At 36.7% G+C, this 26,894-nt stretch carries 13 protein-coding genes; all 13 read right to left on the minus strand.

Annotation, left to right across the window (positions count from 1 at the left end):
* Positions 1-136: 136 nt before the first annotated feature.
* The 13 genes from ACHRVX_RS06660 to ACHRVX_RS06720 all read right to left on the minus strand — a co-directional run bounded on the left by ACHRVX_RS06660 (position 137) and on the right by ACHRVX_RS06720 (position 26,722).
* The gene (locus ACHRVX_RS06660) at positions 137-2,542 is read right to left on the minus strand and encodes a glycosyl hydrolase family 95 catalytic domain-containing protein (protein WP_395330509.1); all 2,406 of its coding nucleotides are present in this window, start codon (positions 2,540-2,542) and stop codon (positions 137-139) included.
* Positions 2,543-2,962: 420 nt separating this feature from the next.
* Positions 2,963-4,912: a sialate O-acetylesterase gene (locus ACHRVX_RS06665; protein ID WP_395330511.1), complete on the minus strand. Its 1,950-nt coding sequence runs from the start codon at positions 4,910-4,912 to the stop codon at positions 2,963-2,965.
* 102 nt (positions 4,913-5,014) lie between these two features.
* Positions 5,015-6,265 (minus strand): glycoside hydrolase family 5 protein, encoded by a 1,251-nt coding sequence (locus ACHRVX_RS06670; protein WP_395330513.1) that lies wholly within the window; start codon positions 6,263-6,265, stop codon positions 5,015-5,017.
* Positions 6,266-6,587: 322 nt separating this feature from the next.
* Positions 6,588-8,828 carry a glycoside hydrolase family 3 C-terminal domain-containing protein gene (locus ACHRVX_RS06675; protein ID WP_395330515.1) on the minus strand — a complete coding sequence of 747 codons (2,241 nt, stop codon included), beginning with the start codon at positions 8,826-8,828 and terminating at the stop codon, positions 6,588-6,590.
* A gap of 47 nt (positions 8,829-8,875) precedes the next feature.
* A complete protein-coding gene (locus tag ACHRVX_RS06680) occupies positions 8,876-10,465 on the minus strand; it encodes a glycoside hydrolase (protein ID WP_395330517.1) in 1,590 nt (529 codons plus the stop codon).
* A gap of 103 nt (positions 10,466-10,568) precedes the next feature.
* Positions 10,569-12,575: a glycoside hydrolase family 97 protein gene (locus ACHRVX_RS06685; RefSeq protein WP_395330519.1), complete on the minus strand. Its 2,007-nt coding sequence runs from the start codon at positions 12,573-12,575 to the stop codon at positions 10,569-10,571.
* Between the two features lie 684 nt (positions 12,576-13,259).
* Positions 13,260-15,659 carry an alpha-xylosidase gene (locus ACHRVX_RS06690; protein WP_395330521.1) on the minus strand — a complete coding sequence of 800 codons (2,400 nt, stop codon included), beginning with the start codon at positions 15,657-15,659 and terminating at the stop codon, positions 13,260-13,262.
* A 28-nt stretch (positions 15,660-15,687) separates the two neighbouring features.
* The gene (locus ACHRVX_RS06695) at positions 15,688-18,177 is read right to left on the minus strand and encodes a glycoside hydrolase family 2 TIM barrel-domain containing protein (protein WP_395330523.1); all 2,490 of its coding nucleotides are present in this window, start codon (positions 18,175-18,177) and stop codon (positions 15,688-15,690) included.
* 93 nt (positions 18,178-18,270) lie between these two features.
* Positions 18,271-19,131: a hypothetical protein gene (locus ACHRVX_RS06700; protein ID WP_395330525.1), complete on the minus strand. Its 861-nt coding sequence runs from the start codon at positions 19,129-19,131 to the stop codon at positions 18,271-18,273.
* A 20-nt stretch (positions 19,132-19,151) separates the two neighbouring features.
* On the minus strand, positions 19,152-20,729 hold the full coding sequence (locus tag ACHRVX_RS06705) for a RagB/SusD family nutrient uptake outer membrane protein (RefSeq protein WP_395330527.1): 1,578 nt from the start codon (positions 20,727-20,729) through the stop codon (positions 19,152-19,154).
* A gap of 12 nt (positions 20,730-20,741) precedes the next feature.
* Positions 20,742-23,852, minus strand: a complete 3,111-nt coding sequence (locus tag ACHRVX_RS06710) for a SusC/RagA family TonB-linked outer membrane protein (RefSeq protein ID WP_395330529.1) — start codon at positions 23,850-23,852, stop codon at positions 20,742-20,744.
* A gap of 45 nt (positions 23,853-23,897) precedes the next feature.
* Positions 23,898-25,217 carry a xylose isomerase gene (gene xylA / locus ACHRVX_RS06715; protein ID WP_395330531.1) on the minus strand — a complete coding sequence of 440 codons (1,320 nt, stop codon included), beginning with the start codon at positions 25,215-25,217 and terminating at the stop codon, positions 23,898-23,900.
* An 11-nt stretch (positions 25,218-25,228) separates the two neighbouring features.
* Positions 25,229-26,722, minus strand: coding sequence for a xylulokinase (locus tag ACHRVX_RS06720; protein ID WP_395330534.1), 1,494 nt, complete (start codon positions 26,720-26,722; stop codon positions 25,229-25,231).
* Positions 26,723-26,894: the final 172 nt, after the last annotated feature.

Genomic DNA, 26,894 nt, shown 5'->3' on the forward strand with positions numbered 1-26,894 from the left:
AGAAATCCTCGCGAGAAGCTCGACAAAGATTGGATTTTCGTTGCGGAGTTACTTACGAGGATTTCTCCTTCGTCGAAATGACAAAATCTTTGCTCCCGAAGCGTCGGGAGCTCAGGGTGACATTAGTTTTCAAAAATTACCAGTTTATTTCTAAACTTTCTCCTTTTTTCAAGGTTACATTTTGCTTTTTATCTCCATTTATCAAAGTTGTTTTTCCTCCAATTTTAGAGAAAACAACAACTTTCTTTAAAGTTTTATTTTCCCAGTTCATTTCGATTTCAAATCCACCGCGGGCGCAAATTCCTTTTATGGAACCTGTTTCCCAAGCGTCCGGTAAAGCGGGTAATAATCTGATCTCATTTTCGTCTGATTGAACCAGCATTTCAGCAACTGCTGCGGCTCCGCCAAAATTTCCGTCGATTTGAAATGGTGGATGTGCGTCGAATAAATTCGGATATGTTCCTCCGCCTCTTCTTGGTTTTTCGGTTTTCTTTCCGTCCGGATCTACATATTTTAATAATTCGCGGAACATTTTATAAGCGCGATTTCCATCCCAAAGTCTTGCCCAGAGGTTGATTCTCCAACCTTTTGACCAACCTGTGGTTTCATCACCTTTAATTTCTAATGTCTTTTTTGAAGCTTCAGCTAAATCAGGTGTTTTCTCGGGCGTGATATGATTACCGGGAAAAAGTCCGAATAATTGCGATTGATGACGGTGTTTTGGATCTTCGTCATTCCAATCGAAATACCATTCCTGAAGATTTCCCTTTTTTCCTATTTGATACGGATAAAATTTTGCAAGTGCCGCTTCCACTTTTGCCCTGAAATCAGCATCGGTATTTAAAACTTTTGAGGCTTTGATCGTTTTTTCAAAACATTCTCTAATCATTGCCAAATCTGCTGTTCCGCCATACATGGTTGCTCCAATAAAACCGTCTGGTGCGATATATTTATTTTCCGGAGAAGTAGATGGCGACGTAATTAAATTTCCATTTTTATCGGTAATCATCCAGCCTAAAAAGAATTGTGCTGCGCCTTTCATAATTGGATAACCTTCTTTTTTGAGATATTCTTTATCTTGTGTAAAAACATAATGTTCCCAAATATGTGTACTTAACCAAGCGCCCGAAATTGGCCAGCAAGCCCAACTTGGATCTTCTTTTCCAAATTGACCCACCGGATTTGTCATTGCCCAAATATCAGAATTATGTGCAGCGGCCCAGCCTTCGTTCACGCCATAAAAAGTTTTAGCCGTAACTTTTCCGGTTACCGAAAGATTTTTGATAAAACTTAAAAGCGGTAAATGCATTTCTGAAAGATTGGTGTTTTCGGCAAGCCAGTAGTTTTCTTCCAGATTGATATTCATCGTATAATTACTGCTCCAGGGCGCATTTAAATGCGGATTCCAAATTCCTTGTAAATTCGCCGGAACGCCCAAAGTTCTGGAACTGCTAATTAATAAATAACGTCCAAAATTAAAATAGAGGATTTCAAGGTTTTTATCTTCTTTTCCGTCGGCATAACGCAGCAAACGTTCGTCTGTTGGTACATCCGGAGCGGTTGTTTTGCCTAAATCTAAAGTAACACGATTATAGAATTTCTGATAATCTTTTAAGTGAGCTTCTTTTAATTGATCGAATGGTTTTGCAAATGCTTTGTTCAGGTTTTGTACTGCAATTGATACATCGTCTAAACCTTCTGACGCAGGATTTTTATCGAAACCATTAAAGCTCGTCGCAACAGAAACATAAATAATGGCTTCTGTAGCATCTTTTAAGGTTAAAGTTTCTCTGGAACTTGTGACTTTCCCGTCTGTTTTTTTGATTTGGATTAAAGTAGTAAATTTTGTTCCTCTTTCTTTTATGTCAAGATATTTTGGTAAAACTGTATATCCGGCATTTTCATGAATTGGTGCAGAACCGGTCATCACCAGAATATTGTTTCTTACTTCGACATTTGATTTTAGTAAACTCTTTAAATTGATGTCAAAATTTAAAGATCCTTTATGATCTGCTGTCAATTTGATTACCATGATTTGGTCCGGTGCCGAAACAAGATATTCACGTGTAAATTTAACCCCGTTCATTTCATAACTTACTTTTGAAATTGCGTTCGAAATATCCAGTTCGCGATGGTAATTGACCGCTTTCCCTTTTTCGGAATTATTGATTTCTACTGTTCCTAAAGGCGAATAGGATTCGGAGTTTTTGCCTTCAATTTTTTTGTTTAGTTCGTCGGCTAGTTTGTAGTTTTCGTTTTTAAGTGCTTCTCGAATTGCCGGAATGTTTTTGTATGCTTCGGGATTCATGTTGGCATTTACGGGTTCTCCTGACCAAAGTGTGGCATCATTCAGATAAATTTTATCTGAATTTGTTCCGCCAAAAACTGTTGCGCCCATTTTTCCGTTTCCTAAAACCAGACTTTCTTCAAAAAAATCGGCTGGTTGATGGTACCATAAGACATGAGTGGATTGTGCCGAAATGTTCGTGCAGAAAGATGTAATTAGTAAAATGAAAAATGTTTTTGTGAGATTTGATTTCATTTATTCTTTTTTGATTTTCAATTTCGTTTAAATATATGCCGTTCCTACGGAACTCTCATTACGTTCTAAAAATTTAATCAACGAATTAACATCCGTTGCTACAAACATGTCGTTCCGCTGGAACTTTTTAAAAGGGCCTTCAATTCTCCTTATTTACGGATTCTGACAGGTTTTAAAACCTGACAGGTATTTGGATTTAACGTGTTGTGCAAATTATACCTAACAGGTTAAAAAAACCTGTTATGATATCGAAACCAATATGCGCGCGCGAGGGATAGAAGCTTGCTACCGAAGTAGCGCGGATAGCCCGACCGTATTTACAAAAGGCGCACATAAGCGGTTTGCTAATAGCGCCTTTTGTAAATACGGTCACGCCCTGAAACTTTTCACCACTCACATTTTTACTTTTCACAATTAAGACTACTTAGTAACCTTATAAACTTCATTTGCCGTAATCATTTCCCAATTATCGGTTCTGAAAGGTGATGCTGGAAATTTTTCTTTGTTGAAAAGATTGATTTCGGTATCGTCATCTGCCCAACCGTAATGAACGGCTACGGGATTTTTTACGTTTTCGCTTGAAACAATGACTTTGTTATTTTTAATTATTGCTTTCGCGGAATGAAAAACTTTGTCGGCACCGGCGATTTCGAATCCTTTTACGTTTTCAGAATTATCCGGAGCAGTTAATCCTGAACCAATATTATCGAAAGTTAAGATAATTTCGTTTCCTTTTATTTCCTGAGATTTGTAAGTTGGTCCGCTATAAACTTGTTTTTTCCCGTAAACATTATTTAAAGCAATTGCTGCTAAACGTAATCCTACGTCTTGTTTGTTGGTTGGATGGATGTCTTTTGCATTACCAATATCTGTGGTAACCACCATTCCGGTATTTTTTAACTTTAAAGTTTCTAATTGTGCTTCGCGAAGTTCTGCCCAACGGCTTCCTACTTTGCTGTTTCCGTTAAACTCGTTGAAAGTCGATAACTGTACAAAATAAAAAGGAAAATCGCCCTGATTCCATTTTGTACGCCAGTCTGTAATCATTAGCGGAAATGACTTTTTGTACTCTTTTGCTCTCCAGACATTGGCTTCTCCCTGATACCATAAAACGCCCTGAAAAGCGTACGGAACCAAAGGATTTACCATTGCATTGTATAATAACGACGGATAACTGTTTGGTGAAACGGCAATTTTTACCTGAACAACATTGAATTTCCAAAGTCCATCGAGTGGTAAATTGGTGTTTTTAAACTGAATTCTAAGATCAGCCGGATCTCCGTAAATTCCGCCACCGCCGGAATAATCAGCGATTCTGACTGAGATTACGTTTTTGCCTTCTTTTAAAGTTCCCGCTGGAATTTTATAAACTCTTAGTGCTTCCCAAATTTTATTGGTTCCAACTTCAACTCCATTTACATACGTAATATCTTCGTCGTCTACTTTTGAAAGATGTAAAACGGCTTCGGATTTCGCTTGTGCAGCGGTCAAAATAACGGTTTTTCGCATCCAGACTACGCCATCGATATTGCCTATTTGCTGGTTTTCCCATAAAGATGGTACTTTTATTTCCGGCCAGTTTTTATCATCAAAATTGAAATCTTTATACTGGTTTTCATTTTCCATAGAAACATCAAAACCCTGAACTTTTTTTATATTATCTAAAACTGATTTTTTGTACACTTCAAAAACGGCATCCATATCAACTTGCGGAACATCAGCAATCATTGCTTTGAATTCATTGCTTTTTTCGAAAGCTTCACGGCTTGTCCAGGTTTCTACGTTGGTTCCGCCCCAGGAAGTGTTGATGATTCCGATTGGTATTTTTAATTCCGAGTATAATTTCTTAGCAAAAAAGAATCCTGCGGCTGTAAAATCGCGAATATTTTCTTTGTTGGCGACCAACCATTTTCCTGCTTTAAGATCTTCTTTTGGAGTTCCGCTTAAATCCTGCGCTACACCAAAATGACGAATCATAGGATAATCAGCATCTGCCATTTCTTTTTCGGAATTCATGACTTTATACATTTGGAATTCCATATTTGATTGTCCGCTGCAAATCCAGACTTCGCCAACCAAAACATCTTTGATGACAATTTTGTTTTTTCCTGTAATGGATAATTCAAATGGTCCTCCGGCTTTTTCGGCAGCCAGTTTAATCATCCATTTTCCCTCTTTATCGGCCTGAATGGTTTTGGTTTGCTTGTTAAAACGAACCTCAACTTTTTCGTTGGCATCAGCCCAACCCCAAACTGGTATTTCTTTATTACGCTGCAACACCATTCCGTCAGAAAACATTAAAGGCATTCTTACATTAGCGTTAGCCATTGTATTGCATATCAAAAATATAACGATTATATATTTTTTCATTTTGTGTGTTTTAAACCATATAAGTGATATAAGAAATTATAAGTTATGCCGTATAGAAAACTTAATTTTACTTATATCACTTATAGGGTGAATTTAATTTTTTTACTGTAATCCTTCTTTCAAAGCAGTTAATGCCTGAGTATCAAAAACAGTATTGTTAGATCGATTAATGATTCCGAAACCGTTGTTTCCCAGACTTCCTTCATCCCAATAAAATGGCAATAAACCATTTGCTTTTGCTGTTTTAACCACTGTTTTTAAATAATAAGCTCTGGAATTTAAATGCAATGTCAATGAGTTTCCGGTTAAAGTAGTTCGGCGAATTGCTCCAAATTCTCCCAGTAAAACAGGAATTCCCTTGTCTACAAATTGGGTTTTCATTAATTTGAAATTTTTTGTCAGATCAGCTTCTTCTCCATAACTTGCATTTCGGTCTAATTCTGTTGTCGAATGAAAACCTGATCCCCAATAGTAGAACATTTTCCCCCAGGATTCATCTTTGGTTAAACCACCAAAATTCCAAGGTGCATAATAATGTACTTCGACCATCAAACGGCTTGGCGTTTTATCTGTTGGCAAAGTAGTCATTAATTTATTTGTTTTTTCGATGTCTGTAGTTGGTCCCTGAATCACTAAAGTACGATAGGTGTTTTTGCCTCCTGTAGAACGAACAGCATCGATGAAAGTTTGATGGTAGGAGGTTAAAACTGCCATTTGTGCTGCATCTTCTACCGCTGGTTCATTGGCACTTGCAAAAAGCAAATGTTCGTCGAATCCGCGTAAATGTGTTGCGATTTGCTCCCAGAACGCTTTTTGTTTGGCGTTATTTTCTACTTTTTTAGCTTCGGTAATATTATTTTCCAGCCATCCGCCATCCCAGTGAATGTTCACAACAACGTACATATTATTATCAACGCAGTATTGAACTACTTCTTTGACTCTGTTAAGCCATTCGGTTTTGATTTTGGCTGTAGGCGAATTTTCTAAATTCTGGTTCCATGAACAGGGAATTCTGATTGCATTGAAACCATTTGCTTTTACGGCATCGATTAATGCTTTTGTCACTTTTGGATTTCCCCACGCAGTTTCTCCGCCGGTTGCTTCTAAAGTATTCCCAATATTCCAGCCCAATTTGATTTTTGCTGCTAATTGTACAGCTGTACTTGCCATTCCTGACGCATCAGCCGGAAGCGGATTGGTGTTGTAACCCGGGTATAATCCCGCAGCAGTAACTTTTTGTGTTTGTGATTCCACTTTTGCTTCTGCATCTTTATCAGAACTGCATGCCAAAATACTTAAAAAAGAAAAACATAAAATGGCACTAAACAGGTAACTCTTAATAGTATTTTTCATTTGGTTTGGTTTAAATAGTTAATTATCAGTTTAATTCACGCAATTTCATTTTATTTATTAAAATAATCTTTGGGGTATAATGCTTAAAAATTTAATTAAAACACATAGAAACATAGATCTTATGATTTTGAAAAAAGGAAATCAAAAAGAAACTCGTTTCTCACACATAGTCCTGATAACTATCCTGCCATCTGGACCTTAGCATAAAAATAAACACGAATTGCGTGAATTTGCACTAATTTTTGTTCGTAAAATAATTTCACAAACTAAGCTAACTATTAAAATTTGTGCAAATTCGTGCAATTTGTTACTCTCTCACATTTTATTTAATTGTTACAATAACTTCTTTTTTAATATCTCTTGAAGAGTTTCCTAATTTCAAAGTATATTTTCCTGGCTCAACGGTCCATTTTTTAGCGGCCACATCGTAATACGCCAATTCTTTTACAGGAACTTTAATTGTTACTGTATTTGAACTTGCTGATTTTACCAATACTTTCTGGAAACCTTTTAATTCCTGTGCTGCACGTGTAATTTTTGAATCTGATTTTGAAGTGTATAACTGAACAACTTCTTTTCCATCTACTTTTCCTGTGTTTTTCACGTCAACAGAAACCGTGATTGTTTCGTTTTGTGCGTATGAAGCCTTGTCTGTTTTTGCATTATCAAAAGCAAAAGTCGTGTATGATAATCCGTATCCGAAAGGAAATAAGGGTGCAATATTTTTGGTATCAAACCAACGGTATCCTACCAAAATTCCTTCGGCATAATTTACTGTTTTTCCTCCAGGGAAACTGTTTGTTGCATGTGCAGGAGAATCCATGATTTTTTTCGGCATTGTCCAGGGTAATTTTCCAGACGGATTTACTTTTCCTAAGATCACATCTGCTAAAGCATTTCCTCCTTCAGAACCATTAAACCAACTCCAAACTATAGCTGAAGATTTTTTGCTTACAGCATCAATATCAAAAGGTGCTCCGGCAATAAAAACTACAATCGTTCTTGGGTTTGCAGCGATTACTTTCTGAATTAATTCTTCTTGTCCAAATGGTAATTTTAAGTTTCTACGGTCAGAAGCTTCTGTTTCGTAATCACGGTTTGAACCCGCAAAAATGATCGCAACATCAGATTTTTTAGCTGCTTCAACAGCCTCCTGAACTTTTGCAGGATCTAACTGATCGATTGTTACAGGACCGTTTGAAGTAATGTTTCCTAAATTTCCTTTGTTTTTCTCGTCGTAACGCTCTAAATATCCTTCAGCATAATTGATTTTTATAGATGATGGCAATCTGTTTTTTAAGCCTTCAAGTGGTGTAACTTCTCTTTTGGTTTTAACTCCTGCACCAAATCCGCCTAAAGCGTTTTTCTTTGTTGCATTATTTCCAATCACAGCGATCGATTTTACTCCGTCTAATTTTAATGGTAGTGCATTGTTTTCGTTTTTCAATAAAACGATTGCTTCTGCCGCAATTTTATAAGCGTCCTGATAATGTGTTTCGGTTGCGATGCTTCCTTTGGCACGCTCTTTTCCGCCCATTGCTTTTACCTGAAATAAAGTGCGCAGGATTCTTTTTACGTGAATATCCAATTCAGCTTCTGAAATTTCTTTGCTTTTTGCAGCAGCTATTAATTTATCGGCAAGAAAAAATTCATTGAATGGTTTTGGAGTTCCCATTTCAATATCCAATCCGCTTTTTAAAGATTTTACTGTAGAGTGAACCGCAGCCCAATCTGAAACGACAACACCTTTAAATCCCCATTCGTCACGAAGGATTTTATTCAGCATATAATCGTTCTCACATAAATATTCTCCTCTAAATTTATTATAAGCACCCATTACACTATACGCATGAGCCTCTTTTATTGAAGCTTCAAAAGCCGGCAAATAAATTTCACGAAGTGTACGCTCGTCAATTTGTACGTCGACAAAATCACGATTGGTTTCCTGATTATTTGCTGCAAAGTGTTTTACGCAAGCCATTACATCATTATCCTGTAAACCAACAATTAACGGTACGGCAATTTTTTTGTTCAAAAACGGATCTTCAGACATATATTCATATGTTCTTCCTCCAAGCGGTGTTCTCACAATATTAATTGCCGGTGAAAGCAACATATCTTTGTCTCTTGCACGCATTTCCTGTCCAAGACTGTTCCCGAATGTATACGCCATATCAGCGTTCCAGGTTGCAGCAAGTCCGCCGCCTGCAGGATAATAAGTTGCAAAGTCATTAGTTAAACCTGCCGGAGCCCAATTGTCACGCGAAATTTCTTCACGAACTCCTAATGGTCCATCAGCCATTTTAAGTTCAGGAATTCCTAAACGTTTTACACCTCCGGAAGTAAACATGCTGTTTCCATGCAACATTCCTATTTTTTCCTCCAATGTCATTTGAGCAACTAACTTGTCGATTTCGGCATCAAATTCTGATCCTATTTCTTTTCCTTTGTACTCTTTTGCCTCACCAGAATCAGAACTTGATTCACTTTTTACATCATTTTTACAAGAGGTAAATACTGCAAAAGCCAATGCCGCTGATAGGTATATGATTTTGTTTTTCATGCTTAATAAATTTATTTTAGTTTTTTGGAATTCGTTATTTTAGGAAATTACTGTTTTACAAAATTGAACAAAACCACGTCGTTCTCATTTATTTTATAAGTTGTATTATAATTTCCTTTTGCAGTAACCGTCACTTTTTCACTGGCGATCAAAGCGCCATTATTTTTTTCTTTTATCTTTTTGACTTGTTCACGATTTAACTGACTTGGTTTTCCCATTGCCAGATAATCGGCATAAGCGTCATTGACTTTATATCCTACTTTGTAAATTTCTAAAATATAATTGCCTTTTTTCAAACCTTCAACTTCAATTTTTACGCTTCCTTTTGGTTTAGATGGTAAATCCTGAATGTAATAGGTCTGATTATTAACTGAATCTCCGGGATGTGTATTGGTAAAATCCCAAAATAACAACTGAACATCTCCTTTTGAATTTTTAGTGGTCCATGAAGAGGTGTCTTTGTTTTGAAGTTCGGTTTCTCCTAATTTATTTAGAAATGAATAGGAGAAATAAGCCGGTTTTTTAATTCCCTGCGTATTCAACAATCCGAAACCTCCGTGGAAAGGGGTGAATCTTGGTCCGGCTTCTTCAAAAATATCCGTAAAAACCCAATATGACATGGAGTTTGCCGCATTGCCAACTTGTTTTAGCTTTTGCAAAATATAAGCTGCGGAATGATAACTGTCGTGAATAGGATCTGCGGGAGTATAGGAAGAACTCCATTCTGTATAATGCAATTCTAATTTTGGCATAGCCGAATTTGAAATTTGATTGCGAGAATGGATAACATCACCACTTATACTTGATTCGTCTTTATTAAGAACGGTTCCAGAAGTTCCGAATTCATCTAAATATCCTTGTTTTACGCCGTAAGTATGTGTTGAAATAAAATCTAACGGAACATTATTTTTAACACAAAAATCTATTGTTTCAGGAACCCAGCCTGCGCCCGCCGTTGCCGGACCTCCTACTTTGTAGGCAGGATTTACGGTTTTTATGCCGCGTGCTGCATATTCATATAATTTAAAATATTCTGCCTGTGTTCCTGTCCAGAAACCCGGTGATAAATTAGGTTCATTCCAAACTTCAAAACACCATGTTTTTACTTCTTCGGCTCCATAACGTTCTGTGAAATGCTGGGTTAGGTTCCGAATTAAATCTTCCCATTTTTTATAGTCTTTTGGAGGCGTAACATTTCCTTTCCACCAGAAAATAGTCTGATTTCCGCTTGCTAATGCTGATGGCATGAAACCTAATTCTACAAAAGGCTTCATTTTAATGCTCAATAAAAAATCATATAAAGCATCAATATATTGGTAATTGTATTCCGGATTTCCTTTTGAATCTTCTTTGTAAACCGCCATATCATCAGACAATAAACCATGCATTCTGATGTATTTAAAATCGCATTCCTGTTTTGTCATTGCCAATTGCTGTTGCCAGTCAGCGCGTAACCCTTCGTTTGCTCTTCCGGCACCAATGCATTCTTTAAACATGGTGTTTAATGGACCTGCGGTTTTATTGTAATCGATTTTTATGGTTCTGTTTTCAGATCTTACCTCATTCGAATTTTGTCCAAACAAATTGATATTGATTAGAGTAATGAAAATCAGGAATGTTATTGTTGTTGTTTTCATTTAATTCTATTTGGGTTGAATTACGTTGTGTAATTAAACCCGACAGGTTTTAAAACCTGTCGGGTTTGACATCTAACGTCTAACATTTAACTTCTATCTCAAATTACAACTTTTTAAATCTAATTGCTGTTCCTCCTGCTCCGCCTAAATGTAATTTTAGTGAATCTGAAGCTTTTACAGTTTTCTTAGAAATGGCTATTGCAGATGGATTATGCGTTTCATCTGTTCCTTCTGCGTCAGCATAAATCTGAGCTTCGTAAGTTGCATTTGGATCTAAAAATGATAGCGAAACGTTTACATCTCTTGCTTTTTCGTTTGTGATTGTTCCTAAATACCAATCGGCACTGCTTCTGTCTTTACGAACGGTTGTAATATATTCGCCAATTTTTCCTTCTAGTACTTTTGTGTCATCCCAATCTGTTGGAACATCTTTTAAGAATTGTAATGCTGGTTTTCCTTCATAATTTTCAGGAAGATCGGCCATCATCTGGATTGGTGCATAAATCGTTACGTATAATGCTAATTGCTGTGCTGCCGTTCCGTGAACTCTTTTTCCAGGGAAACCTTGTTTTACCTCAACATCAAAAATTCCAGGTGTAAAGTCCATTGGTCCTGAAAGCAATCTTGTAAACGGAAGAATCGTTAAGTGATTTGGCGGATTTCCTTCGCTCCAAGCATTGTATTCCTGTCCGCGTGCTGCTTCTCTCGAAACCATGTTCGGGAAAGTTCTTCTTTCTCCGGTATCTTTTATAGATTCATGGTATAAAACGGCTAAATCATACTGCGCTGCTTTTTCTAAAATGTATCTGAAATAATTCACCCCAAATTGTCCGAAGTGATTTTCTTTCATATTTAATTTGGAACCGACGTGTCCAATTTTAACCGAATGCATTCCTAGTTTTTTATACAAAGCAAATCCTTCGTCCACTTCTTTTAAGTAATTAATTAAGTTAGATCCTGTTTCATGGTAACCAATTAATGCTACGCCTTTTTTGTTTCCGTACTCTACTACTTTTTCTAAGTCAAAATTGTCTGCACTTTTTGTAAAACTAAACATGTGCATGTGGTTTTCGTACCAAGCCGGTGTCCAGCCTTTATTCCAACCTTCGATCAATAAATGATGAAATCCTTCTTTTGCCGTGAAGTCAATATATTCCTCGGCATGTTTGGTTGTTGCGCCTTGTTTGTCGCTTTCCCAAAAAGTATATTTCCCAATGTGCATTCCCCACCAAATTCCGAAGTATTTGTATGGTTTGAAATAACTGGTAGCGTTTTTTAATTTGTTTGGATCATTTAGATTTAAAATCAAATATGACGTGATTAAATCTGCCGGAGTTTCTCCAATCTGAAGCGTTCTCCAAGAAGAAGTAAACGTATCTTTTACACGAACTTTCACGCCATCTGCCCACGGCACTAAATCAGATTTAAGCTGAGTTCCGGTTGTGTTTACCAATGTCATACTGGCAAAATCTACCAGATTTGCTTCGTGAAAACTCAAGGCTAATCCGCTTTTGCTTTCTATCGTTAACGGAGTCAAAACGGTATCAAGTGTACTTACGGGAGCATCTTTAAAAAGATATTCGTCACGGTTTTCTCTGTTTGCCGGAATCCACCATGCTTTTCCATCTTCTTTTAGGTTAAAAGTCGTTTTTTCATCCATAATGAAAATACTGTCTTTTACACTTTGTTTTGGATATACGTATCGAAAAGCGATTCCGTCATCAAATGCACGAAACTGAATTTCTAATTTACGTTTGTTTCCGCTTTTTTGTTGTAATTGAACAGAAAGCTGATTGTAATGGTTTCTGATGTTTTTCTTTTCTCCCCAAACTTGTTCCCAGGTTTCATCAAAAGAAGTATTTTTTACGCTTTTGATATCAAAATCAGAACTTAAATTTTCATTTCCTTTTAGTAAAAACCCCATGTCTGATGGTGTAATCACTTCGGTTTTTCCGTGTGAAACAGCATATTTTGGAGCGTTTTTCACTAACTCAAATTTGATTTTGTTTTGCCCGTTTGGTGAAGCCAATTCGTAAGCATTTTTATTTTTCTGACTGTATCCAATCGTAATGGATAGTAATACGGCTGAAAGTACTAGGTTTTTTTTCATGATATTTTTTCTTGAATTCTCAAATAAATCGGATGATGCGCTCAAAACTTCATCCGATTTAAAACTAAACTAAAACTTATTTTTTATCCTGTTGGGATGTTTTTTTTTGCCACGAATTGCACAAATTTTCTCGAATTATTTTTTCACGCAGATTGAGCAGATTTTATTCTTTTGTAACTCTTTAATCTGTGCCTTAATTTTTTTTAACACATAGAATCATAGCTCATTGGAAACTTCAAAAAAGGCGTTTCACTAGTTTAAACAAACATAGTACTATGTGTGAGAAACTAGTTTCTTTTTATTTTCTTTTATTCACAATCAAAAATCTATGTTTCTATGTGTTTATTTTTTCACGCAGATTCTGCAGATTGAGCAGATTTTTTAATTTGTAATTCTTTTAATCTTTGGCTTTTGTCTTGCCACGAATTACACTAATTTACACTAATTATTTTTTCACGCAGATTCTGCAGATATAAGCAGATTTTTTAATTTGTAATTCTTTTAATCTTTGGCTTTTGTCTTGCCACGAATTACACTAATTTACACTAATTATTTTTTCACGCAGATTCTGCAGATTTAAGCAGATTTTTTAATTTGTAATTCTTTTAATCTTTTGCTTTTGTCTTACCACGAATTACACTAATTTAATTCGTGATAATTCGTGCAATTCGTGGCAAACCTTTTTTATTTTATCCACTCTGTTTTTAGAGTCGTTTTTCCTTGAAGTGGGTTTGTAGTTACGTCAAAATTGTTTCCGTTTTTGGTTACTTTTATTTCTTGCACTGTATCTCCATCCGGTAAAAATACTTTGGCTGTCGCCGAAGTTGTTTTATCACTTGCATATACTTTCAACGTTAATTTACTCCAATCCATGTCTTTTGTAGATTGTGCCAAAGCGATGTGGGGCAAAGCTGTTCCGTCTTTTACTAAAACTACGATTGGTACTTCTCCGGCTTTGATTTTATGCCAGCCGGATTGGTAAACTTTTTTGGTTTGGTAATCAATCCAGGTTCCTTCCGGAAGATAAACATCTCTTTCTGTCACTTCTTCAAAAAGCGGTGCAACTAAGATACTTGAACCAAATAAATACTCGTTATCGACTAACCACGCTCCGGGATCATTTGGATATTCTAAAAATAAAGCACGCATCATTGGCAATCCTTTTTGAGAACTTTCTTTTGCCTGAGCGTAGATATATGGCATTAATTCGTAACGCATATTATCTGCTTTTCTAAATCCTTCTAAGAATTCTTTGCTGTACAACCAAGGTTCGCGCGGAGGTTCGCCGTGGCTTCTTACGTGTGATGTAAACATTCCGAAAGGTGCCCATCTTCTGTATAAATTTTCCGGTGATTTTGTTGCAAATCCTCCCACATCATGACTCCAGAAACTGAATCCGCTTAATCCTAATGAAAGTCCGCCACGTAACTCTGCTGACATTGCACCATTTGTGGTTTCAGAATCTCCTCCCCAATGTAACGGGTAACGCTGTGATCCTGCCCAGGTACTTCTTGCCCAGATTAAAGTATAACCTTTTTCTTTTTGAGTAATTTCGGCTACAGCCTTATTATATCTTAATGGGTATAAATTGTGTTCGTAGAAACCTGTTCTTCCTGAATGGTAAATTCCGTCTGGCGGTGCTGCTTCTCCAAAATCAACTTTAAAAACGGCAACGCCCTGATCGAATAGATGCTTCAGTTTTGCCTGATACCATGTTACGGTTTCAGGATTTGAGAAATCGAGAACTGCATCTTCATACGGAAGATTTCCTTTACGATCTCTTACGGCTAAATTTTTATCCATGATTTCATTAAACAACGTATTCTTTGGTGAAAAATACGGCAATTGCCATAAACAAACCTGAAAACCATCGTCTTTTAAATCCGACATCATTTTTTGAGCATCCGGAAAACGGTCTTTTGAGAACTCATAATTGTTTCTCCAGTCTACATCAAACCAACCTGTATCAAAGTGAATTACATCTGTTGGAATTTTATATTTACGTAAATCTTTGGCTACCTGACGTCCTTCTTTTTCAGAAAAATACGTGATTCGGCTCATCCAGAAACCAAACGACCAAAGTGGTGGCATTGCTGCTTTTCCTGTCAAATCTGTGTATTGGTCTAAAATATCTTTTGGTTCTCCAATGAAGAAAAATAAATCAGCTTCATCATCTCCAATATACATTTCGTTTGCACTTGAAAAATATTTCCCAAAGTCAACTGTAATTGGTGTTGAATGGTGCATGAAAACGCCATAACCACGGCTGCTCATGTAAAACGGAATCGGTTTGTACATCGTTTCATTCTGGATTCCGTTCGCGTCATCCGTCCATAAAACTACTTTTTGTCCGCGTTTGTTGAATTGCGTGAAGGATTCTCCACAACCAAAGATTTTTTCGTCCGGTTCTAAGCTAAAAGCTGCGCCCATACTTCTTGAATAATCGCTGTTTCTGCGCACATACGAGAACGGAAGTGTTGGTGTATAGGTGTTTTTGAAATCAGAATCATGAAGTGTACTTGTCAATAATTTTCCAGTTTCATCGTAAATTTTTACGTGCCAGGGTTTTGTCAAAATTTCTACTCTTCCATGTTTACTGGTATAACTATGACCACCTTCAATTTTAGAATATTTCCATAATTCAGGATGATTGGGTGCAACACCATTAATCAACATTAAAGATTCTTTTTCAGGATGAAATTGTGGTCCTGAAGTGGTTTTGATTCTGATAGTTCTATCGGATACAAACTGAATCTGGAACGGCAATTCAGGAGATTCCTGATATTCTGTCGTTGGAAATTCGTTTGCAGGAACTACATCCGGTTTCATCATCATATTGTTGAAAGCCTGACGGGTTTTATAGTTGTATCTCAGATATTTTATGGTTCCTTTTCCTGTTGCAGGATCAAAACCTGTAAGTTCATCGGCAAAATAAAAGGTGTTCAGATAATTCTGAAAATCCTTGCTGATATCTATCGGAGCATTAAGCACATCGGCGTTCTGAATTTGTGCAGACGCTTTTGGCGAAAGCAACAATCCAAAACCCATGAATAGAGATAATGAGGCTATCTGTATTTTTTTCATTGTGTCTTTTTTAGTTTGTTTATAGTGGTTATTCTGCTGTAATTACAATTGTCGAAGGTTTTAATCCATTCGCTTTAGCGGTTAATTCTAATCTTCCGGTTTTAGTGTCAGACTGAATAATTACCAAACATTTTCCGTTTAACGCGGTATGTTTTGAACCTTTGTACGATTCATGACTTACGGGATCTCCGCTGCAAACTCCTACGATTTTTCCGTTTCCTTTTAGGGAGAAATTGATTTCGTTGTTTGCGTTTGGAGCCAAAGTTCCTTTTTCGTCTAAAATATCAACGGTTACAAACGAAAGATCATTTCCATCGGCTTTGATGGTGTTTCTGTCTGCTGTTAGTTTTAAATTTGATGGATTTCCTGCTGTTTTGATTTCGGTTTCCAGAACTGTTTTTCCGTCTTTACGGGAAATCGCTTTTAGGGTTCCGGCTTGAAAAGGAATTCTCCACATGACGTGTAAATCATCTCCTTTTTTACTTCGAACTCCAACTGATTTTCCGTTAAGGAAAAGCTCCACCTCATCGGCTTTATTGTAATAGGCCCAAACGTCTACGGTTTGCCCTGATTTCCAGTTCCAATGCGGAAAAATGTGCAGAACTGTTTTGTCTGTCCATTCGCTTTGGTACATATAATAGACATCTTTTGGGAAACCGGCTAAATCCACAATTCCGAAATACGAACTGATTGACGGCCATTCGTACGGAGTTGGTTCTCCAATATAATCGAAACCTGTCCAGATATACATTCCGGAAAGGAAATCATGTTTTTTAATCACTTTCCAGGTTGCTTCATGCGTTGATCCCCAAGGTGTTTGTACCTGATCGTAAGCTGAAACTGTATTGTTTCGATTTCCTTCGGTAAATTTAAGATCCCATCTTACCGGCCATTTTTTAATAGTATCTGAAACTGCATCGTAATACCCGCGGGTTTGTAAACCTGAAGTGGTTTCGGTTGCAATGAATGGCGTATTTGGAAAATTCTTTTTATGATGTTCATACGTTTGATGCGCATAATTGTAACCAATTAAATCTAAAACTCCAGATGCGGCAAGTGGATTAATTTGAACATTATTCTTTTCAAATTGTAACGTTACAGCATCAATATTCATGTTTACCGGCGGATTCATCGCTGCAGTTAACGGACGTGTTTTGTCGTACTGACGCGTAATTGCCGCTAATTCTTTTGCGATTTTTACGCCATCTTCATTCCATTGTTCCGGAATTTCATTACCAATACTCCAAACAAAAATACTTGGATGATTACGGTCGCGCAGCAATTGATCTGTTAAATCTTTTTTGTGCCATTTGTCCCAATCGTTTCCGTAATCGTATTTGGTTTTGGTTTGTTTCCACATGTCAAATGCTTCATCCATGACAATGAAACCCATTTTATCGCAAAGGTCTAAAAGTTCCGGAGCAGGCGGATTATGAGAAGTTCTGATTCCGTTTACGCCCATTTCTTTCATGATTTCCAATTGTCGTTCGATGGCGCGCGTATTAATTGCGGAACCCAGCGGACCTAAATCGTGATGTAAACAAACTCCTTTTATTTTTACTTGTTTTCCGTTAAGGATAAAACCTTTATCAAGATCAAACTTAAAATCTCTGATTCCTAAACTGGTTTTGTATTGATCTACAATTTTATCATCTACTGAAATCTCTGTTACTACTGTGTACAGTTCAGGTTTTTCTACAGACCATAAAATGGGGTTTTCGACTTGAGTTTCTTGCTTGATGATTTGATTGGCATTTGCACCAATCGTTATATTTTGAGTAACCGATGTTACTTTAGTATCTTCTTTAAAAATAGTTGTAGTTACGATTGCTTTTTTTGATGTTTTGTTTTGATTCTGAATAGTTGTTTCAAAACTTACCGAAGCTTTTTGAGCCGTAACTTTTGGTGTTGTCACATAAGTTCCCCATTGTGCAACGTGTAATTTATTAGTGGTTTCGATCCAGACATTTCTAAAAATTCCTGATCCTGAATACCAGCGTGAGTTGGGTTGTTTTGAATTGTCAACCTTTACAATAATTTCATTGTTTTTGTCTCCGTAATTTAAATACGGCGACATATCATATTGAAAACCAATATATCCGTTTGGACGTTTTCCTAAATAATGTCCGTTTACCCATACTTCGCTGTCTTTGTAAACACCGTCGAAAATAATCGAAGTTACTTTTGTGCTGTCTTCCTCAGCCACTTTAAATGTTTTTTTGTACCATCCTAAACCTCCGTTAAGTGCTCCGCCTCCATATCCTGCAGGACTTTTTTCGTCAAACTTTCCTTCAACGCTCCAATCATGAGGAACATTCAAAGTTCTCCATTTGGTGGAAGTTCCAATAGTATCATTGTCTGTTATGCTGTCGTTTAAGTGAAAACTCCAGTCTGAATTGAAAGAAACTTTTCGGTTGTCGAAAGCGTCTTCTTTTTTGCTGCATGAACCCAACAAGATAATTCCGATTAGCATTAATAGTGGTAATCCACTATTTAAGTATTTTCTGTTATTCTTCATTTCGAGAGGATTTTATTATTTAAAAAACGAATATAAACATACCGATAAGTGATTTTACCAATCCCTTACCGGCAGTTTTATATCTTTAAGTAATTACGGTTTTGGCTTGTAATGAAAAACGATCAAAGCAACTCCTTCACCAGTTCTGCTTTTATCTCTAATTACTGCTAATCTTAATGATGTTGCAGTAAGTTCTACAACTTTTACACTATTCCAGGTTGTAACATCTCCGTGATAATCTCCTCCGTAAAGCAATTCTACTCCACCATTAAAGGCTAATTTATTATTGGTAATATCAAATGAATATGTTCCTGTTTTTGAAGTTTGTGCATCTGTAGCCAGAGCGGTTTGTTTTACAGTTGTGTTATAACCTCCGTTTAGGTCGAAATGCATTTCTCCCCAGTTTTTATTTGGCATAACCCATGAATTACTTGCATAATCCGGAAACCAGTTCCAGTAATCTTTCCCTTTTGGATTTTCAGGAAAATCCAATCCAGCCCATCCTACAGGATCAATAAAATCTAAAACCCATGTTTTACCTGCAACTCCGTTAGTTAACATTGTCCATTTTGGGTCTCTAAAATAGGTTTCATCATTTTTAGAAACATTAATTACAACCGGAGCGGCATCTACAGAACCACCTCTTGCATAAGCAGTGTAATAAACGGTGTATTTACCTGCGAAAGGGAAAACAACCTGATCCTCACTTTTGTTCGAATGTCCTAATTCGTTACCATTTGCGTCAACGTATCTCCAATATGCAATAACACTTGGATCTTCATTTTTTAAAATTACTTCGTTTTCATTTGCCGTACTTTGTTTTACCGAAAACTTAATTGTTTCAGGTGTTAAACTTAGAGCCGGCAAGCTGTCACGATCTTCTGCAGGCTCGCATGAAAATAATCCTGAGCCTATGGTTATTGCAGCTATTGCTATATATAATATTCGTTTCATAATCAATTGTTTTGAGTTAATTACCAACCTGGATTTTGTTGAATAGTTCCATTAGAAAGTACAATTTGAGATTGTGGTAATGGTAACCAACCCAAAGTTTCTGTTCTAAAAGTTACATTAAACTGCGCATCAGCTGCTGAATTGTCTATTGCAGCTTTTGCTACATCAACACCTTGTCTGATTAGATCAAAATAACGTTGTCCTTCAAGTGCTAATTCTAAACGACGCTCATTCATAATAACTGTTTTTGAAACTGTTACTCTGTGTGCTGTATTTTTAAAAGCACGGTCACGAACTTTATCTAAATCGGCTTGAGCCAATGCATTATTTGTACCTAAATTCAATTCGGCAGCCATTAATAAAACATCTGCATAACGAATAATAGCGTAATCCTGATAGTTGTCAATTTGAAAATTTCCTCCGTTAGTTTCTACAATTGCTGTTCCTGCTGCATCTGTAATCGGGCAATATTTTTTCCATGAATATCCGGTATATTGACGTTGTTCTCTGGCTTCGGCATTAAAGTTTAAACCTTCTCCGGCAAAATCTATAATTGTTGCATCTCTACGTGTATCTCCGGTTTCGTATGCATTGTACAATTTTGGGTTTACTGTTGCTCCACCCCAACCTGTTGCATATTTACCAATTGATCCTCCACGAGGTGCAATATTTACCTGAAAACGGTTTCCTTCATTTAAAGCCCAGTTTCCTTTTCCTGATCCGTTAAAGCGTACTGCCCAAACCATTTCGGTATTGTCTTCTCCAACAAAATTTTCAAAAGAAGCGGCTAACCAAAGATTAGCAAAATCAGCTACTAAACCGTGTCCGCTATTACTCACCACATCATTAATATAAGCTGTAGCTTGTGCTTTTGTTACTACTCCGGCTAAGTCAGCTTTTTTGTAATAATCAGTGTAGAATAAAAATGTTCTTGCTAAATAGGCTTCGGCAGCCCATTTTGTGATACGACCGTAATTTGCATTTCCTTTTTGTGAGTAATTGTCATTGTTCAAATTATCTGAAGCAAATTTTAAATCATTAGCAATTAAAGCATAAGTTACCTCAGCGGCTTGTCTTGGCAATTGAAATTCACCAGATGTAATAATGTGATCTAAAGGAACGATATCTCCAAACATTTTTGCTGCCTGAAAATGGAAGTGTGCTCTTAAAAAACGAGCTTCTGCTTCGTATCTTGTTTTTAATGCAGGATCAGCGCCCCAATTGATTTTATCCAGGTTTGCCAATAAAATGTTTGCTCTGTAAATTCCTAAATAAGAGTTTTTCCAAACATCAGTATTCATGTCTTTATTGGTCACGAATAAAAAACGATCCCATTCAACATCTGCCTGTGCATCTGCAACTCCGTATCCTCCAAAACAGTCATCAGATGCCTGCTCGCTAATCAATAATGGTCCGCCGTAAGCTTCACGCTGCAATACATCATAAATGGCAACTAATCCCTGATAAGCATCATTGGGAGTTTTATAAAAATTCTCTTCTACCTTAATTGTAGAAGGTTCTGTGTCTAAAAAATCAGTGGAACAAGCTCCTAAAACGAACAAGCTTGAAACAGCAAATAATTTTATATATGTTTTCATCGTTTTCATAATTTAAAAGTTAACATTAAGACCCATCATGTAGGTTCTTGGCTGTGGATAATAACCTACGTCAATTCCTTTTGCCCATGGCTGAGTTAAGTTACCGCTGCTATCTCTGTTTGTGTTTCCAAATCCAATTTCAGGATCCATTCCCTGATATTTTGTAAACGTGAACAGGTTATTTGCTGCTACATACAATCTGAATTTGCTAAAGAAGGCTAACTTGTTTGTTAATTTTGTTAAGTCACATCCAATAGTGGCACTTTTAATTCTGTAGAAATCTGCATTTTGAACATATAAATCAGAGAATTTTGTGTAGTTCCCATTTGTATCTGCTCCGTAAGTAACTCTTGGTACTTTGTTTGAACTTCCTTCTGTAGTCCATCTGTTTAAAACATCTGTGGTGTTATTGGTGTAGGCACGAGTTGGGTCGTGAATACCAAAAACGTTTTGACTTCCTGCTACTCCATAGGTATAAATAGACAAGTCGAATGCTTTGTATGAAAGGTCGAAATTTAAACCATATGTAAAATCAGGATTTGGATTTCCGATTTTAGTTTTATCATCTGCATCAATTTTTCCGTCGCCGTTTAAATCTACAAAACGAACATCTCCGGGAACTGCATTAGGTTGTACACCCGCAGCAACTTCACCAGCATTCTGGAAAATCCCGGCAGTTTTTAATCCGTAGAAATAACCTATTGGCTGTCCTACTTCAACACGGTTCATTTCATCTGTTCCCTGAAACAATAAGTTGGTTTCTCCGTGAATAATTCCTTCACTGTTGGCAACTCTTAAAACTTCATTTTCGTTATGAGAAATGTTTCCGTTTACAGAGAAACTCCAGTCTTTCCCGAAATTTGTTCGGTAAGCAAGTGCAAGCTCAACACCTTTATTGCTAATATCTCCACCATTAATATAAGGAGCAGTTGCACCAGCATATGTTGGGATTGAAGCAAGAACCAACCAGTCTTTTGTTTTTTTATCGTAATAATCAAACGTTAAAGTAAAATTAGTGAACAATGTAGCATCAAAACCAAAATCTAATTGTTCTGATGTTTCCCATTTTAAGTTACGGTTTGAAAGTTGATCCGGGCTTGAACCTGTTTGCAATGTTTCATCGCCTGTACCAAAATGATAGTTTTTGTTGTAAGAACTAATTGTTGACATATAAGAGAATGCCGGAATCTGGTCGTTACCATTTTGTCCCCAGCTTGCTCTTAATTTAAGATTGCTTACTACTTTATTTTCCGGGAAGAAGCTTTCCTTGTCTACGTTCCAACCTGCAGAAACTGATGGGAAATTTCCGTATCTGTTTGAATCTGCAAAGTTTGATGAACCGTCTCTTCTAATGGTTGCCGTAAATAAATATTTGTTATTGTAATCGTATAACAAACGTCCAAAGTACGATTGAATCGCATAATCTGCACGGTTTCCTTTAACTGTATTTGAGGTTTGATCTGTAGCATTGCTTAAATAAGCGTGTGCAAAATCATCAAAAGTTAAGTTTCTTCCTGTTGCTTCCATAAAGTCAGACGTATTTTTTTTAGCAGAAGTTCCTACTAATACATCAAAGTTATGTGCTCCGGCAACTGTGGTTTTATACTGAATTGTGTTTTCAAAAATCCATCCTAATGATTTAGTTGAGTTTTGTGTCACACTTGAAACTGTATTATTGTCATTTGAAGAAAGAGAATAAACCGGTCTGAATGAACGGTAGTTACTGTCGGTCATATCAACACCAAAACTTGTTCTGTAGGTAAAGTCTTTTAAGAATTTTAATTCTGCAAAAATGTTCCCTACGTAACGGTTCGATTTAGTTTCGTTGAAGTTATTGTAGTAAAGTGATCCTAATGGATTACTGATATCCGCAGAAATAACCGAATGAGCGAAATCTCCGTTTGCATCATAAGCAGCATCAATTGGTGCAGCGTTTAAGAAACTTCTGATTCCGTTACTGTAAATTCCCTGATCTGCAACTCCTGAACTTTTAATGTTTGCAAAGGAGAAGTTTTCCCCAATTTTCAAATGATTTTCAATTACTTCTGAAGTTGAGTTTACATTGAAAGTAACACGGTTATAATCTGACTGATTGGTTACTCCGCCAATTAAACCTTCTTGTCCGTAATACGATAAACCTGTAGAAATTGTCGATTTTTTATCACCACCACTAATTGTAAGAGAGTGATTTTGTTTCATTGCGCCATTATTGAATAAATCTTTCTGCCAGTCGTGATTTGGGAAAGCCGCAATTTGAGCTTGTGTGTACAAAGGTGTTAAACCAGAGTTTACACGAGCTTCGTTCATAATAGTGGTATATTCCTGAGTGTTTAATAAATCCAGTTTTTTAGCTACTTGCTGAAAACCTGTGTACGTATTAAAAGCTACATTAATTTTACCTTCTTTTCCTTTTTTGGTTGTAACCAAAATTACTCCGTTTGCTGCTCTTGCACCATAAATAGATCCTGCAGAAGCATCTTTAAGAACGTCAATTCTTTCAATCGCCGATGGGTCAAGATATCCAATTCCGTTATCTACCACAACACCATCTACTACATAAAGCGGTGTGCTGTTTCCTGCGGTACCCACTCCACGAATATTTACTGCCATTCCTGCTCCCGGTTGTCCTGAAGTCGAAGTAACATTTACTCCTGAAGCCTGACCCTGCAATGCATTTACTACATCAAGACTGGCAACATTTTGAATGTCTTTTCCTGATACTAATGAAGTTGCAGCTGTATTTACCTTTTTCTTTTGTGTACCGTAACCGATCACTACAATTTCTTTAAGTTCAGATGTTTCTTCTTTTAGTGAAATATTGATTGTTTTTTGAGTTCCAACCGTTACTTTTTGAGTTTTGTATCCAATAAAGCTGATTAATAATACATCTCCTGCTTTTGCTTCGATTTTATAATTTCCGTCAAAATCAGTTACTGTAGCTGATTTTGTTCCTTCGACAGCAACACTTGCGCCGGGAACACCCATTCCATCGGTTGCTGATGTTACATTTCCGCTTACAGTAGATTGCGCCTGTGCAAAACCGAACTGCATCATGAATACACTAAGCAACAGCGCCATACAAAACGAAAGCGGCGTTGTTTTAATACAATATTTGCTTTTCATAATAGTTAAAAATTGGTTTAAAATTTAGTTAGTTACCTTACCTGATTAATATGCATTCGAAATAATTTGTTCAAATAATTCCTGTCTTCCACTAAGTGGTTGTGGTTCTCCACTTGCACGGGCAATTTTGCTCAGATCTTCAAGAGATAATTCTCCGTTTTCGAACTTCGCTCCGTTTCCACCGTCAAATGAACTGTAACGCTGCGTACGCAATTTTTTGTAATCTGTATTTTGTAGTATGTGATCTGCACAGATTAATCCTCTCGCAAAAACATCCATTCCTGAAATATGAGCAATAAATTTATCTTCTAAATCGATTGAATTTCTTCTCACTTTTGCATCAAAGTTTACTCCTCCGCCCTGAATTCCACCACCTTCAAGAATAACTAACATAGCTTGTGTAACTTCCTGAATATTAATTGGGAATTGGTCTGTATCCCAGCCATTTTGGTAATCTCCGCGGTTTGCATCAATGCTTCCTAACATTCCTGCATCAACGGCAACTTGTAATTCATGTTCAAATGAATGTCCTGCAAGCGTTGCGTGGTTTACTTCAAGATTTAATTTGAAATCATTTTGAAGTCCGTATTTATTAATAAATCCTAATGAAGTTGCTGCATCATAATCATATTGATGTTTTGTAGGTTCCATAGGTTTTGGTTCGATAAGGAAGTTTCCTTTAAAACCTTCTTTACGGGCATAATCTTTACAAGTATTTAAGAATCTTCCTAAATGGTCGAGTTCTCTTTTCATGTCTGTATTTAACAAACTCATATATCCTTCACGACCTCCCCAGAAAACATAATTCTCACCACCTAATGCAATAGTAGCATCGATTGCGATTTTTGCCTGAGCTCCGGCATACGCCAAAACATCAAAATTTGGGTTAGTTGCCGCACCATTCATATAACGGGGATTACTGAATAAGTTAGAGGTTCCCCACAACAATTTAATGCCTGACTCTTGTTGTTTTTGTTTTGCATATTCAACCATTGTCTGAATACGCGTTTCAAATTCTGCTAATGTTGGCGCATCATCCACCACATCAACATCGTGAAAACAGTAATATGGCAAACCTAACTTTGTCATGAATTCAAAAGCCGCATCCATTTTGTCTTTGGCTCTCAAAATTGCATTTTCATTTTTATCCCAGGAAAAAGTTTCAGTCGAAGCCCCAAACGGATCTCCTCCCGTATTACACAGCGTATGCCAGTAAGCCATTGAAAAGCGCAAATGCTCTTTTAATGTTTTTCCCGCAATAACACGATTTTCATCGTACCATTTAAACGCTAACGGATTATCACTTTCTCTGCCTTCGAACTTAATTGTGTCGATGTTTTTAAAATATTGATTAGTTGTGCTCATTATTACTATTATTATTGTTCTATTTTAATTTGATTTTTCCATTCCTGATATAAATCCTGATATTGACTTGTCAGAATTTTGCTGGGTTCTATTCGGTCTAAACATTGCAGTCCTGCGAAAGCTTCGTCAAGCGAATTATAAAACCCTAAACCGTAAGCAGCACCTCTTGCAGCACCTTCGGCCCCTGAAGTATTGTATAATTCTAAAGTTGTTTGGGTTGTATTAGTAAAAATTTCCCTGAAAACCGGACTCAAAAACAAGTTCGAATTTCCTGCGCGAACTACAGTTCCGGAAACTCCAACTTCTTTCATTACATCAAAACCATAATTCATGGCAAACACAATTCCTTCACAGGCAGCACGCACTAAATGAGATGGCTGATGAATGTTGAAATTTAAATTCTGGATTCCCGATGTTGCATTTTTGTTATTAAAAATACGTTCAACACCATTTCCGAAAGGGTAAAAACGAAGTCCGTTACTTCCTGCTGCTACTTTTGCAGCTTCGGCATTTAATTTTTCGTACGCAATTAATTCAGTTCTGTCAACCGACATGATTTTTCGCAACCATTGGTATAAAATCCCAGAACCGTTAATGCACAGCATTACGCCATTTCGTTTTTCGCCTTCCGTATTATTGACGTGTAAAAAAGTATTGATTCTGTTTTGTTTGTCGTAAGCATCCTGATCGCTCACGGCGTAAACTACCGCTGAAGTTCCGGCTGTTGTAGCAATTTCGCCCGGTTTCAAAACATTCAATGACAATGCATTGTTAGGCTGATCTCCCGCTCTGTATGTTATTTTTGCATCAGGATTTAATCCTAATTCTTGTGCAATGTCTGAGTGAATAGTCGCCTGAATCCCAAAATTTGAAACAATTTCAGGAACAATATCTGATGATAATCCCATCTGGGAAAGGATTTCTGTCGCCAGTTTTCCTTCGGAGAAGTTCCAAAGTGCGGCTTCTGATAATCCTGAAGTGCTTATTTGTGCGACTTTCGATAATTTGGCAGCAATAAAATCTCCCGGAAGCATCATGTATTTTGCTTTTGCGAAAACTTCCGGCTGATTGTCTTTTACCCATTTTAGTTTTGAAGCGGTAAAATTTCCCGGACTTCCCAAAATTTGTTTTTGACAATTTTCAGCACCAATCTGATCATAAATTTCATCTCCGATAATCGCTGCACGACTGTCACACCAAATAATCGAAGAACGAACGGGATTCAAATTTTCATCGGTTAAAACCAAACCGTGCATTTGATACGCAATCCCAATTCCTGCAATTTTTTTTAAATCAATATTAGATTTTGAACCTAATTGTTTGATTCCGTCTTTTACAAATTGCCACCATGATTCAGGATCTTGTTCTGCCCAGCCAAATTCCTGAGCAATAATTGGCATTTCAAAATCAGGAACGCTAACGGCTCCAATAGTTGTTCCTTTTTCAGGATCAAACACTGATAATTTTATCGAAGAGCTTCCTAAATCTATTCCTAAAAAAAACATTTGTGGTACTTTTTATTTAGTTATAACTTTGTCCCTTTTCAACTTATAGTCAAATTGAACTTATCTTATGGTTATTTTGACTACAAGTGTAAAACATTTTTTCTATATTAACAAAATATTAGGGTTATTTTTTTTCGATTCTGATTATTGGAATGTGATTTTTATGAATACA

Origin of the sequence: Flavobacterium sp. FlaQc-47, assembly GCF_044006475.1 — a bacterium.
Lineage (GTDB): Bacteria > Bacteroidota > Bacteroidia > Flavobacteriales > Flavobacteriaceae > Flavobacterium.